Source organism: Spirillospora sp. NPDC048911, from assembly GCF_043198015.1.
In the GTDB taxonomy this organism is placed as follows: Bacteria; Actinomycetota; Actinomycetes; order Streptosporangiales; family Streptosporangiaceae; genus Spirillospora.
The window spans coordinates 508,290-521,422 of the sequence record NZ_JBICUD010000004.1 but is presented as its reverse complement, the minus strand read 5'-3'; the positions used below and the strand labels follow the sequence as shown (position 1 = coordinate 521,422).

General features: G+C 74.0%; 15 protein-coding genes. 7 read left to right on the top strand and 8 right to left on the bottom strand.

Annotated elements, in window-relative coordinates; translation table 11 throughout:
• Positions 1-49: 49 nt before the first annotated feature.
• Both ACGFNU_RS20690 and ACGFNU_RS20685 read left to right on the top strand, forming a co-directional pair.
• Positions 50-997 (top strand): helix-turn-helix transcriptional regulator, encoded by a 948-nt coding sequence (locus ACGFNU_RS20690; protein ID WP_392595784.1) that lies wholly within the window; start codon positions 50-52, stop codon positions 995-997.
• A 27-nt stretch (positions 998-1,024) separates the two neighbouring features.
• A complete protein-coding gene (locus ACGFNU_RS20685) occupies positions 1,025-1,942 on the top strand; it encodes a DNA-3-methyladenine glycosylase family protein (RefSeq protein ID WP_392595783.1) in 918 nt (305 codons plus the stop codon).
• Here ACGFNU_RS20685 and ACGFNU_RS20680 read toward each other — a convergent pair whose 3' ends face one another.
• Positions 1,943-2,704, bottom strand: coding sequence for an SDR family oxidoreductase (locus tag ACGFNU_RS20680; protein WP_392595782.1), 762 nt, complete (start codon positions 2,702-2,704; stop codon positions 1,943-1,945).
• Positions 2,705-2,722: 18 nt separating this feature from the next.
• Complete coding sequence (locus ACGFNU_RS20675) at positions 2,723-3,238, bottom strand: MATE family efflux transporter (protein WP_392595781.1); 516 nt, start codon at positions 3,236-3,238, stop codon at positions 2,723-2,725.
• Here ACGFNU_RS20675 and ACGFNU_RS20670 point away from each other — a divergent pair.
• Complete coding sequence (locus ACGFNU_RS20670) at positions 3,209-3,841, top strand: ATP-binding cassette domain-containing protein (RefSeq protein ID WP_392596496.1); 633 nt, start codon at positions 3,209-3,211, stop codon at positions 3,839-3,841. The genes ACGFNU_RS20675 and ACGFNU_RS20670 overlap by 30 nt on opposite strands.
• On the opposite strand, the gene ACGFNU_RS20665 is transcribed toward ACGFNU_RS20670, so the two are convergent.
• Positions 3,814-4,935, bottom strand: coding sequence for an AAA family ATPase (locus ACGFNU_RS20665; RefSeq protein WP_392595780.1), 1,122 nt, complete (start codon positions 4,933-4,935; stop codon positions 3,814-3,816). The two genes, ACGFNU_RS20670 and ACGFNU_RS20665, sit on opposite strands and share 28 nt — an antisense overlap.
• Positions 4,922-5,707 carry an RNA ligase family protein gene (locus tag ACGFNU_RS20660; RefSeq protein WP_392595779.1) on the bottom strand — a complete coding sequence of 262 codons (786 nt, stop codon included), beginning with the start codon at positions 5,705-5,707 and terminating at the stop codon, positions 4,922-4,924. Before ACGFNU_RS20660 ends, ACGFNU_RS20665 begins: the two co-directional genes overlap by 14 nt.
• 94 nt (positions 5,708-5,801) lie before the next feature.
• Between ACGFNU_RS20660 and ACGFNU_RS20655 the strand changes: the two genes are divergently transcribed.
• On the top strand, positions 5,802-6,509 hold the full coding sequence (locus tag ACGFNU_RS20655; protein WP_392595777.1) for a TetR/AcrR family transcriptional regulator: 708 nt from the start codon (positions 5,802-5,804) through the stop codon (positions 6,507-6,509).
• Here ACGFNU_RS20655 and ACGFNU_RS20650 read toward each other — a convergent pair.
• Positions 6,487-6,972 (bottom strand): GNAT family N-acetyltransferase, encoded by a 486-nt coding sequence (locus ACGFNU_RS20650; protein WP_392595775.1) that lies wholly within the window; start codon positions 6,970-6,972, stop codon positions 6,487-6,489. The genes ACGFNU_RS20655 and ACGFNU_RS20650 overlap by 23 nt on opposite strands.
• A 77-nt stretch (positions 6,973-7,049) precedes the next feature.
• Here ACGFNU_RS20650 and ACGFNU_RS20645 point away from each other — a divergent pair, with 77 nt between their 5' ends.
• Complete coding sequence (locus ACGFNU_RS20645) at positions 7,050-7,979, top strand: hypothetical protein (protein ID WP_392595773.1); 930 nt, start codon at positions 7,050-7,052, stop codon at positions 7,977-7,979.
• Here the strand turns inward: ACGFNU_RS20645 and ACGFNU_RS20640 are convergent.
• From ACGFNU_RS20640 to ACGFNU_RS20630, 3 genes are read right to left on the bottom strand one after another with little or no spacing between them, the layout of a single operon-like run.
• A complete protein-coding gene (locus ACGFNU_RS20640; protein WP_392595771.1) occupies positions 7,960-8,745 on the bottom strand; it encodes an ABC transporter permease in 786 nt (261 codons plus the stop codon). The two genes, ACGFNU_RS20645 and ACGFNU_RS20640, sit on opposite strands and share 20 nt — an antisense overlap.
• Complete coding sequence (locus ACGFNU_RS20635) at positions 8,742-10,295, bottom strand: ABC transporter permease subunit (protein ID WP_392595769.1); 1,554 nt, start codon at positions 10,293-10,295, stop codon at positions 8,742-8,744. The genes ACGFNU_RS20640 and ACGFNU_RS20635 overlap by 4 nt, the downstream gene beginning before the upstream one ends.
• Complete coding sequence (locus tag ACGFNU_RS20630; RefSeq protein WP_392595767.1) at positions 10,292-11,248, bottom strand: ABC transporter ATP-binding protein; 957 nt, start codon at positions 11,246-11,248, stop codon at positions 10,292-10,294. The genes ACGFNU_RS20635 and ACGFNU_RS20630 overlap by 4 nt, the downstream gene beginning before the upstream one ends.
• A 166-nt stretch (positions 11,249-11,414) precedes the next feature.
• Between ACGFNU_RS20630 and ACGFNU_RS20625 the strand changes: the two genes are divergently transcribed.
• Both ACGFNU_RS20625 and ACGFNU_RS20620 read left to right on the top strand, forming a co-directional pair.
• Entirely contained in the window at positions 11,415-12,440 is a 1,026-nt protein-coding gene (locus ACGFNU_RS20625) for a sensor histidine kinase (RefSeq protein WP_392595765.1), read from the top strand.
• Between the two features lie 5 nt (positions 12,441-12,445).
• Positions 12,446-13,111: a response regulator gene (locus ACGFNU_RS20620; protein WP_392596494.1), complete on the top strand. Its 666-nt coding sequence runs from the start codon at positions 12,446-12,448 to the stop codon at positions 13,109-13,111.
• The last annotated feature ends 22 nt before the right edge of the window (positions 13,112-13,133 follow it).

Here is a 13,133-nt window from a genome sequence, read left to right as displayed (position 1 = left end):
ACGTAAGGTCAATACCGGACAGACCCCGCCCGGATTAAGAGAGTGACCTGTGTCACATCCGACCACTCGCGTGCTGACGATGCTGGAGCTGCTCCAGGCCCACCACCGCATGCGCGGCACTGAGCTGGCCGAGCGCCTCGGCGTCGACGAGCGCACCGTCCGCCGGTACGCGGCGCGGCTGGAGGAGCTCGGCATCCCCGTCGTCGCCGAGCGCGGCCGCTACGGCGGCTACCGGCTGATGCCCGGCTACAAGCTGCCGCCCCTCATGCTCACCGACGACGAGGCGACCGCCGTCGTGCTCGGCCTGCTGGCCGGGCGGCGCCTGGGCCTGCCCGGCGAGGCCACCGAGAGCACGCTGGCCAAGGTCCAGCGCATCCTGCCCGCCGCGCTGCGCGAACGCGTCCAGGCCCTCGAACAGACCCTCGGCTTCACCCTCGCCGCCCGCGACGCGACCTCACCGGCCACCGCCGCGCTGCTCACCCTCGCCGCCGCCGCGCGCGAACGGCGGCGGGTACGCCTGCGCTACCGGTCCTGGCAGGGCGGCGACAGCGAACGCGACCTCGACCCCTACGGCCTGGTCTTCCACTCCGGACGCTGGTACGTCACCGGCCACGACCACCGCAGCGGCGAGATCCGCACCTTCCGCGTCGACAGGGTGCTGTCGGCTCAGCCCGGCGACGGCACCTTCGAGATCCCCGACGACGTCGACCCCGTCCAGCACGTCACCCGGTCCCTGGCCGGCGTCCCTTACCGGTACGACGTCGAGGTCCTGCTGGAGACGTCCCTGGCCGAGGCGCGGCGCCGCGTCCCCGCCTCCACCGCCACCCTCACCGAGACCGACGGGGGAGTGCTCATGGTCACCCGCGCCGAACGCCTCGACGGCATGGCGATGATGCTCGCCGGGCTCGGCTGGCCCTTCCAGATCCGCCGCCCTGATGAACTGCGCGACGCCGTCCGCGACCTGGCCGACGGCCTGCGCCGCCACGCCGACAGGTAACGTGATCCGGGGCCGAAGAGGGGGAGCATGAACGCCGGAGACGCCGCGACCGTGCGTGTGCGCGGTCGCTACGATCTGAACCAGACACTGGACTTCCTGGAAGGATGGCCGCCCACCGCGCGGACGCCCCAGGCGGCCGACGGCCTGCGGTTCACCTACTGCGTCCCCGGCGAGTGGACGCCCACCAGCGTCCACGTGACCCAGTCCGGCGACCGCCTGCGCGTGGCGGCCTCACAGCCGGTCACCCCGGCGCTGGCCGGCGACGTCGCCCGGATCCTGTCGGCCGACGTCGACGGGAGCCCGCTGGCCGCCATCGCCGAACGCGACGACATCGCCGCCGACCTCGTCTCCCGCGCCCCCGGACGTCGGCCCGTGTGCTTCTGGAGCACCTGGGAGGCCGCGTGCTGGGCCGTCCTGGTGCAGCGCACCTCGATGCGGTCGGCCTCGGCCGTGAAAGAGCGCATCACCCGCGAATTCGGCGGCGAAGTGAGCTGGGACGGCCACCGCGCCACCGCGTTCCCCGCCCCCGAGGTAGTGGCGGCGGCCGACTCCCTCCCCGGCGTCCCGGACGTGAAGTTCTCCCGCATCCAATCCCTGGCCCACGCCGCGCTCGACGGCACCCTGGACGCCGTGGCGCTGCGTGACATGCCCACCGACCAGGCCCTGGCCCTCCTCCAGGAGCTTCCGGGCGTCGGCCCGTTCTCCGCCGGGCTCATCCTCATCCGCGGCGCCGGGGCACCCGACGCCTTCCCCGGCAGCGAACCGCGCCTGTTCGCCGCCATGCGCGGCCTCTACCGGCTGCCGGAATCGGCCGAACCCGCCGACTACGCGCGCATCGCCGACGACTGGCGGCCGCTGCGGTCCTGGATCTCCTTCCTCGTGCGGTCGCTCCCCGGCCAGCCGCACCGGGCGTGGGACGCGAGCGCAGCCGGCGGCCGCCGCTGATCAGCCGCGGCCGACGAACGAGGGCATCGCCGTCGCCAGCACCGTGAGGTTCTGCACGTTGGCGTCCAACGGCAGGCCCGCCATGTAGAGCACGCCGTCCACCACGTGCCGCACGTCCATCACCGGCTCCGACCTCTTCGAACCGTCGGCCTGCAGCGTGCCCGCCCCGAAACCGCTCGTCATGTCGGTCGCCGCGTTGCCGATGTCGATCTGGCCGCAGGCGATGTTGTAGCGGCGGCCCTCCAGCGACAACGTCTTGGTCAGCCCGGTGACCGCGTGCTTGCTGGCGGTGTACGCGACTGCGTTCGGACGGGGCGTGAACGCCGACAGCGACCCGTTGTTGATGATCCGCCCGCCCTGCGGCCGCTGGTCCTTCATGACGCGGAACGCGGCCCGCGCGCACAGGAACGAGCCCGTGAGGTTGGTGTCGAGGACCGTCCGCCACTGCTCGAGGTCGAAGTCCTCCACCGGCGCGGGAGAGCCGAACGTCCCGGCGTTGTTGACCAGCAGGTCCAGCCGTCCCCACCGGCCGGCCACCGCCGCGAACAGCGCCTCGACCGACTCCGGCGAGGTCACGTCGGCGGTCACCGTCAGGACCCGGCCGGCCGGCGCGCCGGCGGTGTCCGCGGTCGCCCGCAACGTCCCCTCGCGGCGGCCCGCCAGCGCCACCCGCCAGCCCGCGCCCAGCAGCGCCGTCGCGATCGCGGCCCCGATGCCCGACCCGCCGCCCGTCACCACTGCCACCTGACCCGGAGCTTCCACGAGCACCCCTCCTTCGTGTTAGGCCTCCCAGGAGTGTGCCAGCAGCGGCTCAGCCGGTGGACTGAGCCGCCCGGACGGGGAGAGTCCGTGCGAAGCGGCGCAACAACAGGACAGCGGTGGCGCTGAGCCCCGTGAACAGCCCCAGCCAGGTGCCGGCCGTCTCCAGCCCGGCGGCGACGCCCAGCAGCCACGCGGCGGGCAGACCGCCGCGACCACCGGCATCACGCCCGCCCCGCAGATCAGCGCCGTGCGGGCGATGCGGCCTGCGGCCTCCGGGCGGCCGCTCGCCAGCTCGCGGCTGACGCCCAGGAACGCGGCGTGCGACAGTCCCACCGAGATCTGGAAGACGATGTACACGAGCTGGTTGACGGCGGTGTGCGCGGCGAGCGCGGCGCTGCCGAACGTGCCGACGATGAGCGCGACGACCGAGAAGAACCCCGCCTCCGAGCCGTACGTCGCGGCGATCGGCACGCCCAGCCCCAGCAGCCGGCGCAGCACGGCGGGATCGGCCCGCCAGACCCGCAGGCCCAGCATCGCCGCCAGCTCGGGGTCGCGGCGCGCCGACGCGTACAGCGCCGCCACCATCTCGCCTATGTCGGCCAGGATCCCGCCTCGGCGCTCAATCCACGCATGCGCGTCGCCCAGCTGCTGGCCGAGATGACCCGCGAGCGCAGGCCAGGCCGCGCGACGCTGCTCAAGCTCCTCGACGAGGTCCGCCTGCCGGCGGCACCGGAGCTGCTCAGGCGACGACCCGGACAGCTCTCGGGCGGGCGGCAACGGCGGGTCGCGCTCGCCCGGGCCCTGGCGCGCCGCCCCGAGGTCCTGCTGCTGGACGAGCCCACCGCGGGCCTGGACGCCGCGCTCCGCGACGAGATCGCGGACCTCCTGCGGCACCTGGCCGCCGACCACCAGCTCGCGGTGCTGCTCTCCTGCCACGACCCCGCGCTCGTCGGCCGCCGTCATGGACCTGCTGGTCGACCTGCGCGACCGGCAGGGCCTGGCGCTGGTCCTGGTCAGTCACGATCTCGCGCTCGTGGCCGAACGCACCGGCACCGTGCTGCTGCTCGCCGACGGTCACGTCGTCCAGAGCGGGCCCACCCGGGAGGTGGTCAGGCCGTCGACAGCCAGTGCACCTGATGCGCCTCGGTCGGGTCCGGGGTCTCCCAGCGGCCGACCATCCGGTCGATGACCGTGTCGGGGACGGGCGCCGGACGGGAGCGGTTGCGTGCGCGCAGCACCTCCGGCGGCGCCTCCAGCGCGATCAGCTCGACGCGGCCGCGGTAGTCGGCGGCCAGCCCGGTGGTCTGCTCGCGCAGCTGCCGCGACAGGCTCGTGGCGTTCCACACGAACGAGCGGCCCGCCCTCAGGTGCTCGCGCGCCAGCTCGTGCGCGGCGGTGGCCACCGGGCGCTGGTCGCCGGACGGTTTCACGCCCATCTCGGCGCGCAGCCGGTCCAGGCTCACCACCGGCAGGTCCGGGCGGTTCGCCGCGATCCAGTGGTCCTTGCCGACCCCCGGCAACCCCGACAGCACCGTGACCGTCAGCCGGGTGTCGTCATAGGCGTCGTAGTCGGGGTCGCGGCCGGGCTTGCGGAAGTACCAGAAGCGGGCGTGGTCGGACGGGAACCGGCGCGGGGCGTCCAGGCACTCCTGCTCGGCGCAGTACTCCTCGTACAGCGCGATGTTGTCCAGCACCTCGGCGGTGTCGCCGCAGATCCGGCCGAGGATGTCGGCGGTGGCCAGCAGCACCAGGTCGTCGTTGCGGGCCAGCAGGCTCACCCGGAAGGCGATCTTCTGCAGGTCGGGGCGTTCCAGCGCCCAGAAGGGCACCTGATGGTGGCGCACCAGCGCCGCCACGTGCTCCCGCCACGCGACCGGCGCGCCGAGCTCCCACAGGATCCGGCGCACCATCAGATCGCCGCGCCGCGAGTGGCCGTGCGCGGTGATCCGGCCGTCGTCGGTCTGCGTGCAGTACGGCTTGGCGACGTCGTGCATCAGCACGGTGGTGAAGAGCCGCACCCGCTCGCCTGCCGGACGGGCCCGCCACTCCGGCAGCGACGCCAGGGCCTCGCACGCCATCCGCGTGTGCACCTCCACATCGCCCTCGGCGTGATGGATCGCGTCCTGTGGCACGCCCGCCAGGTCGCGGACCCAGGCGAACGTCTCCTTGATCTGCGGCCAGGGCACGGTCCAGTGGGGCGGCGCCGGACACAGATCCTCAAACACCCGCATAGAGCACCTCCGGATCGGCCAGGCCGTTGGCGACGATCGGCCGCGCCTGCCAGTGCGTGCCCGAGTCCAGGATCGCGGTGAGGAAGCTGGCCCGCACCCACTTGAAGCGGTCGACGGTCAGCCCGTCCTCCTCCACCTTGATGTAGAGGCCCTCCATGTCGTCGGACCGGTCGGTCTCCTCGGCGACCTTGCCCGGGTCGGCGCCGCCCGCCACCGCGGCCTCCCGCAGCGCGTCCCGCCACGCCGCCGTCCGGCAGGTCGAGGGCCCCGTCAAGGCCGTCAGCGACGCCAGATCGGGCAGCGGCCCCTCGTGCAGCACCGGCACCGAGACCACCGGCGTCCCGGCGAGCAGCTCGCGCCGCCGTGCGGTCGACAGGAACGTGCCGTCGCGCTGGTCGAGCACGTCGAACTCGCAGAAATAATGGGGGAGGGCGTCGTAGAACACCGTGTGCTTGGCGTACATCCACTCCCCGTACAGCACGTACCGGTCGCCCAGCCGCGGCCACAGATGGCGCTGCGCCGACGCCGCCCATGCCTTCAGCGGACCGAACTGGCGCTCGCGCGGGCCACCCGTCAGGTAGTGGCCGCGGCTCTGCAGCCGCAGCTCGCCTTCCGCCGAGAAGCTGATCCCGCAGTTGGCGCCGTCGAGCTTCTCCTCCACCACCAGATACCGCCCCGCGATCTCCCGGAAGGGCACGGCGGCGAGATCGTGGTCCCCGGGCTGCAGCCGGGAGCCCTCGATGTGCCGGGTGCGGGGATACTTGCGAAGCATGTGATCCGTTGTAACGGACGGGTCCGGTCCCGGCCAACCGGATTTCCGGCCGCCCCCGCGGCTAATGCAACCGCTGTCGCGTTACAGTGGCGGGATGGCCGCCGAGATGCCGGAGCCGGGCTCGGTCCGCCCGGGCGGGCGCACCGCGCGGACCCGCGCCGCCGTCCGGGAGGCGACGCTCGCCGAACTGGCCGAACACGGCTACCGGGGGCTGTCGGTCGAGAACGTCGCGGCGCGTTCGGGCGTCCACAAGACGACCGTCTACCGCCGCTGGGGCAACGCCGAAGGGCTCGTCGCCGACGCGCTGGAACTGGCCGGTGAAGAGCCATGGCCCGTCCCCGACACCGGCTCGGCCGAGAACGACCTGCGCGAGCTGGCCCGGCTCGTCCACAGCGGCTTCGCCGACCCCGAGCTCGGGCCGGTGTCGACCGCCTTCATCGCGGCCGCCGTACAACACCCCAGCGCAGCCACATCCAAGGGCGCCGCATCCAAGGACAGCGCACCCGAGAGCGGCACACCTGAGGGCGGCGAGCCCACGGGTGGGGTGGCCGCCGCGCTGCATGCGTTCGTCGTCCGGCGGCAGCAGGACGCCGCTGTCATCGTCACGCGAGCCGTCGAACGCGGGGAACTGCCGCCGGGCACCGACGCCGCCGAGGTGGTGCGCTCGGCCGTCGCCCCGCTCTACTACCGGCTGTTCATCTCCGGTGAGCCGGTCGACCGGGCCACCGCCGACAGGGCCGGATCGGCCGCGTTCGCCGCCGCCCGCGCGGGCGTCTTCGTCAGCGGCCCCGATGGCGCATGACCACGCGCGGGCCGAGCTCGTGCAGGCCCGCGGCGATCTCCGCCTGCCAGTGCGCGCGCAGCTGCGGGCCCCACTCCGGCTCGGGCATCTCGGCGAAACCGAACCGCGCGTACCACGGGCCGTTCCACGGCACGTCGCGGAAGGTGATGAGCGTGAGGTCGCCGCCGGCGTCGGCGATGACCCGCTCCACCAGCGGGCGGCCGAGCCCGCGCCCGGTGTGGTCGGCGCGCAGCGCGATCTGCTCCAGATGCCGGTGGCCGTCGACCTCGATGACCGCGGCGAACCCCACCGGCGGGTCGCCCATCACCAGCAGTTGCAGCGCGCCGTCGCCCACCTCCTCGATGACCGTGGGACCGGGCGGGAACACGATGCCGAGCGGGCCGAACACCCCGTCGGCGCTGCGTTCGATGTCGGCCAGCAAGGGCAGGTCGCGGTGTTCGGCGGGACGGACGGCATAGGCCATGGCGGCGATCGTAGGCGACCCCGCGGTGATGCGACACTTGTTTCCCGTCGGTCCTGCGAGGTCTAGCGAGGTTGCTGGTGAGGGAGACGGATGCCGCGTCCCTGGCCGCGGCGAGGGTCCGGCAGGTCGCCGAGGGCACCGGCAGCCGGGTGCGGCTGGCCACCGAGTTCTACCGCGCCGCGGGCCGCGAACGCGGCTCCTACGGCCGCGCCGAGCTGGCGTTCCTGCGCTGGGAGATCGCGCGCGGCGTCCTCAACCCGCCCGCCGCCGCCACGCCCGGCAGCCCGTGGTGGCGCGCGGTCAACGACCGCCTGCTGCGCGACAAGATCGAGGCGGCGCTGCTGTACGAGGCGGGAGCCGGCAGGCCCTCGGCCCGCAGCGTCGACCTGTGGGTGGAGTTCCTGCGCGTCCCCTCGCCCGCCGCCTGGTACCGCGCCCACAACTCCAGCGTCGTGGCCGGCTACCTCGACAACGTCGACCTGGCCGAGGCGGAGCTGCCCGCCGAACGCTTCATGATGAACGTCGCGCTGCTGCGCGTCCTCTACACCCACGCGCTGACGGCCCGGCCGAGACTGGCGCTGGGCTCGTTCGGCGGCGTCGGGCGGCTGGCCGGAGACCCGCGGCGCGGCTCGGTCGGCTTCTTCCTCGACCTGCGCCACGCCTTCCCCGAGCGGTACCCGCTCACCGGCCTCACCGTGGAGGAACTGGTCTCCACCGAGGCGTCGCTGCCGCGGCTGCTGGACTACGGCATCATCGCCCCCCGGCTGACCGGGCTGTACTCGTTCGCGGCGGCCTGGCTCGGCGAGCCCCGCGTCATGGAGATGATCAGCCACGGGACGCCGTGCTACGCCCTCCCCGCGGCACGGCCCGAGCTGTGGCGCGAGGCGGGCGGCGGCCGGATGCTGACCCGCTTCGCCGCGTACGCCACCGGCGCGGGCGGCGGCCGCACGCGCCGCCGGCCGGCGTCCCCGATCGGGGACGCCGCGGTCAGGGATCACGACGGATGAACGCGGCGCCGCCCGCCAGCAGGATCGCGGCCGCGTAGGCGGCGAGCACGCCCAGCCCCGCCCACGGCCCGATCGGGAGCCGGTCCAGGTCCCGCGTCGCCTGCACGGCCATGCCCGCGGTCGGCGCCGCCTTCTCCAGCCGCTCCCGCCACCGCGGGTCGCCGACGAACTGGACGGCGATCGGGACGAGGTAGAACAAGCTCAGCACCCCGGTGATCGTCCCGGCGGTGTCGCGCAGCAGCGCCCCGGCGCCCAGGCTCAGCACGCCGACGAGCACCAGGTACAGGACGGTGCCGGCCGCCGCCCGCAAGGTCGGCTCGGTCGCCAGGGACAACGGCGGATAACCGTTGGCCGCGGTGAACCCGTTCCCCTCAAGGAAGAACCGGCCGGTCAGCAGGGAGCCCGCCACGCCCAGAACCGCCGCCGCCAGCACGACGCCCGCGACGACGGCGGCCTTGGCCAGCAGCACCACGGCCCGCCGAGGCGTGGCCGCCAGCGTCGTGTGGATCATCCGGGTGCCGTGCTCGTTGGTGATGACGAGCGCGGCGAGGACGACGACGGCGGCCTGCCCGAGCCAGGTGCCCGACAGCGCGAGCTTGGTGGTGTCCTCATGGCAGCCCTGCGGCGTCGCGCAGTCGCCGACGTCCACCGAAGCCGTGAACGCGACGCTCAGCGTGACGGTGACCCCGACCACGCCCAGAAAGCACCAGGCGTTGCCCGGCATCGTGCGCAGCTTGGTCCACTCGGCGTGCAGCGCGCGGATCACGCGTCCCTCCGGCGCAGCAGCCAGTACGCCAGCGCGAGCGCGACCGCGGCGTAGGCCGCCAGCACGCCGATGCCCGCCCACGGTTCGGTGTAGAAGCAGCCGTCCTCGGGGACGCAGACGTCCTCCACCTGGGGGTAGTGCGTCCCGGTCTGCTGGATCGACAGGCCCGCGGCCGGGGTGAGACGCATCATCCAGGTCGCCGCCGACAGCGGCAGCGCGGACGCGATGATCGTGGGCAGCACCAGCAGCGCGATGATGCCGGCGATCGCACCGGCGCTGCGCCGCAGGACCGTGCCGACGCCCAGGCTGAACACCGCCACCAGCGCCAGGAAGAGCGCCGTCCCCGCCACCGCCCGCAACACCGCCGGCTCGGTGAGCGACGAGTCGGGGAAGGCGGGCGGCTCGTAGCCGCTCGAACGCAGTACCGGCTTGGAGGCGTAGAACAGGGTGACCGCGGAGGCCAGCCCGGCGGCGAACGTCACGGCGCCGATCACCACGGCCTTCGCGGCCAGCACCAGGCCGCGCCGTGGGCTCGCCGCGAAACTGGTCCGGATCATCCCGCGCTTGTACTCGGCGGTGATGAACAGGACGCCCAGCGCGACGACCGCGATCATTCCGATCATGACGCCGCCGAACGCGACCCGGACCGGATCGTCGTTGTCGGATATGGGCGCGATGTCGCCGAACCCGCGCAGCGTGAACGTGCCCGCGTTCTCGGTGCCCTGGAACTGCTCGGCGGGCACCCCCGAAGGGCCGCCGCCGGGAGGCGCGCCGCCGGGGCGGCCTCCTCCGCTCGGGCCCACGACGGTGTTGTTCCACGGACCCGCCTGCCGGGGCGTGACGTCGACGCCGTCGAACGTCGCGGCGGCGACCGAGACACCCTGGCCGACCGACGTGCTGCCGAACTCCCGCCGAACCTCGAACACCCCGGGCGCCGTCGTGAAGAGCCCGATCTCGGCGCGCTGCGGCAGCTTGGGCAGCTCGACCGTGCCGGCCTGGCGCCACGTCCGCCCGTCGGACGACTCGTAACCCGTGACGGACGCGCCGGCACGGACCAGGCGGACCCAGCCGGGGATCGCTCGCGACTTCCCGGCCACGTCCCCGATGAAATCGGACTGCAATCGGGTGCCGTGGCCCGCCGTGACCATCATCGCCGCGTACGTCGAGCCCGGCTTCGTGTCCGCCTTGATGATCACACCGGCCTTGGCCCAGCCCGAGATCTTCCGGCCGTCCGCGGCCTTCAATGACGTCACCCGCGCGGTGACGGCGCCGTCCCCCTGCAACGGCCGGTGTGTGAACTGGAAGACGTCATGGACCCGCGTCCCGCCGGGCCCGAACGTGATCTCCCCCGGATTGGAGTCGACGTCGGTGCTGCTGCCCGAGGCGATGAACAGGCCCATCAGCACCGTGAGCACGGCCATGACGAGCATGCCGGCGGCCCATCTGCGCACCGACCGGAACTTCGTCCACTCGGCCAGCACCAGCCGGCCGAACCCGTCGCGGGCGCCGGACACCGAACTGGTGAACCGCGGCGGCGTCGTGGTCGTCATCTCCGCTCCCGCCCGGTCGCGGCGGCCGAACCCGCCGGATCGCCGGCGCCCTTGAAGTCGACGGCGTCGCGGGTGAGCTCCATGTACGCCTCCTCCAGGGACGCGCGGTGCTCGGCGATGCCCGAGAAGCTCACGCCGCCCTCGTTGAGCAGCGCCACGATGCGCTCGGCGGGCAGGCCGGACACCGTCAGCGTGTCGGGCCCGTCCGCCGCCACCGCCGCCCCGGCGTTGGCCAGCACGGTCATCGCCTCCTGCCGCCGCCCGGTGCGGACCGTCACCCGCCCGCTGGACGCGGCGGTGAGCAGCTCGCGCACGCTGGTGTCGGCCACGATCCGGCCGCGGCCGATCACCACGAGATGGTCGGCGCTGTCCTCCAGCTCGCTCATCAGATGGCTGGACACCAGCACCGCGCGGCCCTCGGCCGCCAGGGAGCGCAGCAGCCCGCGGATCCAGGTGATGCCCTCGGGGTCCAGGCCGTTGACGGGCTCGTCGAACATCAGCACCGGGGGATCGCCGATCAGCGCGGCCGCGATGCCGAGCCGCTGCCGCATGCCGAGCGAGAACCCGCCCGCCGCCCGCCTGGCGACCCCCTGCAGCCCGACGAGCTCGATGACCTCGTTCACCCGCCGCGCCGGCAGCCCGTTGGAGTGGGCCATCCACAGCAGATGGTCGCGCGCCCGCCGGCCGGGATGCACCGCCGCGGCGTCCAGGAGCGCTCCGACCTGGCACAACGGGGTGCGCAGCGACCGATAGGGACGGCCGCCGACCAGCGCGCAGCCCGCGTCGGGCCGGTCCAGCCCCATGATCATTCGCATCGTCGACGACTTGCCCGCGCCGTTGGGCCCGACGAACCCGGTGACCTGCCCGGGGCCGACGGTGAAGGAGAGGCCGTCGACGGCCACGGCCGACCCGTAGCGCTTGCGCAGCCCGCGCACCTCGATGGTTGCTTCCATGACCAGGAGGTTAGGAACCCGGCGCCGCCGCTGTCGTCCCGCACCGGGGCCATCTTCGCCCGTGCGGGCCGGGGGACGGGCCGCCGCCGCGTCCCTCTCACGGGGGACGGGCGGACGGCTGATCAGGGGGACGCGGCGGCCCGTCCCGGTCGGTGACAATGAAGCTGTGAAGCTGCTCGAGGCGGCGCGCGGCCGCGCCCCCGCCATCGCCGGGGCCGTGCTCGGCGTGATCGCGCTCGCCGAGGCCGTGGCCCGCACCGGGGTGGGCGCGAACCTGCCGGTCGCGATCCTGCTCGCCCTGTGCGCGACCGTGCCGGTGGCGTTCACCGGCCGGTACGCGCTCGCGTCCGCCGTGACGGTCACGGGCGCGACGCTGCTGTCGGTCCCGTTCTACTGGTCGCCGCTAGCCACCGGCGTCGCCGCGGTGACCGCCGCCTGGTACCTGGTGATCCGCCGCAAGGTGGCGCGGGCGCGCGCCGAGGCGGCCGAACGGGACGCCTCCAGACGCGCCATCGAGAGCACGCTCATGGAGTTCACCGCGCGCGGCGAGCGGGCCCGCATCGCCCGCGAGCTCCACGACGTCGTGGCCCACCACATCTCGATGATCTCCGTCCAGGCCGAGACCGCCCGGCTCGCCGTGCCCGGGATGCCGCCCGACGGCGCCAAGCACCTGCTCGCCATCGGCGACACCGCCCGCACGGCGCTCACCGAGATGCGCCGGCTGCTGGGAGTCCTGCGCGAGGACGCCGGAGCCGAACCCACCCGGCGGCCGCAGCCCACCCTGCAGCAGCTGCTGGAGCTCATCGACGAGACCCGCGAGTCCGGCGGTGTCGCCGCCCGGCTCATCCTGCGCGGGCGGGCCGCGCCGCTGGACCCCGGCGTCGAGCTGGCCGCCTACCGCATCGTGCAGGAGGCGCTCACCAACGCCCGCAGGCACGCCCCCGGCGCCGCCGTAGACGTCGAGATCCACTACGACGCCGGCGCGCTGCGGCTGCGCGTCCGTGACAACGGCCCCGGCCCGCGCCCGCCGGAGAGCGGGCGGCGACCGGACGGGCGGGAGAGCGGGCACGGGCTGCTGGGCATGCGCGAACGCGTCGCGACGGTGGGCGGCGAGCTGCGCACCGGACCGGCGCCCGGCAGCGGGTTCCTCGTCGAGGCGACGCTTCCGGCCAGGACGGAGGACGACTTGTGAGCGCGCTGGTCCGTGTCGTGGTGGTCGACGACCAGGAGGTGGTGCGGGCCGGTTTCAGCGCCCTCCTGGAGACCCAGCCCGACCTCACCGTGGTCGGCACCGCCGCCGACGGCGGCGCGGCGATCGAGGCCTGCCGCGAGCAGAACCCCGACGTCGTCCTGATGGACGTGCGGATGCCCTCGATGGACGGCATCGAGGCCACCCGCCAGATCACCGCGGCGGCCGGGGACGGCCCGTCACCGCGGATCGTCATGCTGACCACGTTCGACCTCGACGAACACGTCTACGACGCGCTCGTCGCGGGCGCCAGCGGGTTCCTGCTCAAGGACGTCACCGCCGAACGGCTCTTCGACGCCGTCCGGGTCGCGGCGGCCGGCGAGGCCCTGCTCGCGCCGAGCGTCACGCGCCGGCTCATCGGCGAGTTCGCCCGGCTCCGCCCGCGCCCGGTCGCGCCGTCGCTCGGCGCGCTCACGCCCCGCGAGACCGACGTGCTCCGCCTCGTCGCCGAGGGCCTGTCCAACACCGAGATCGCCGCGCGGCTGATGGTCGGCGAGGAGACCGTCAAGACCCACGTGAGCCGCGTGCTGCGCAAGCTCGGCCTGCGCGACCGCGTCCAGGCGGTCGTGACGGCCTACGAGTCGGGCCTGGTCGTGCCCCGCACCGGCGGCTGACTGCCGGCGGGCCTCCGGCGGC

What these genes read in the sequence shown, in the direction of transcription:
- ACGFNU_RS20675 (WP_392595781.1), bottom strand. Translation starts at nt 3,238, where the DNA reads ATGCTGGGCCTGCGGGTCTGGCGGGCCGATCCCGCCGTGCTGCGCCGG.
- ACGFNU_RS20650 (WP_392595775.1), bottom strand. Translation starts at nt 6,972, where the DNA reads ATGGCCTATGCCGTCCGTCCCGCCGAACACCGCGACCTGCCCTTGCTG.
- ACGFNU_RS20635 (WP_392595769.1), bottom strand. Translation starts at nt 10,295, where the DNA reads ATGACGACCACGACGCCGCCGCGGTTCACCAGTTCGGTGTCCGGCGCC.
- ACGFNU_RS20685 (WP_392595783.1), top strand. Translation starts at nt 1,025, where the DNA reads ATGAACGCCGGAGACGCCGCGACCGTGCGTGTGCGCGGTCGCTACGAT.
- ACGFNU_RS20665 (WP_392595780.1), bottom strand. Translation starts at nt 4,935, where the DNA reads ATGCGGGTGTTTGAGGATCTGTGTCCGGCGCCGCCCCACTGGACCGTG.
- ACGFNU_RS20660 (WP_392595779.1), bottom strand. Translation starts at nt 5,707, where the DNA reads ATGCTTCGCAAGTATCCCCGCACCCGGCACATCGAGGGCTCCCGGCTG.
- ACGFNU_RS20630 (WP_392595767.1), bottom strand. Translation starts at nt 11,248, where the DNA reads ATGGAAGCAACCATCGAGGTGCGCGGGCTGCGCAAGCGCTACGGGTCG.
- ACGFNU_RS20655 (WP_392595777.1), top strand. Translation starts at nt 5,802, where the DNA reads ATGGCCGCCGAGATGCCGGAGCCGGGCTCGGTCCGCCCGGGCGGGCGC.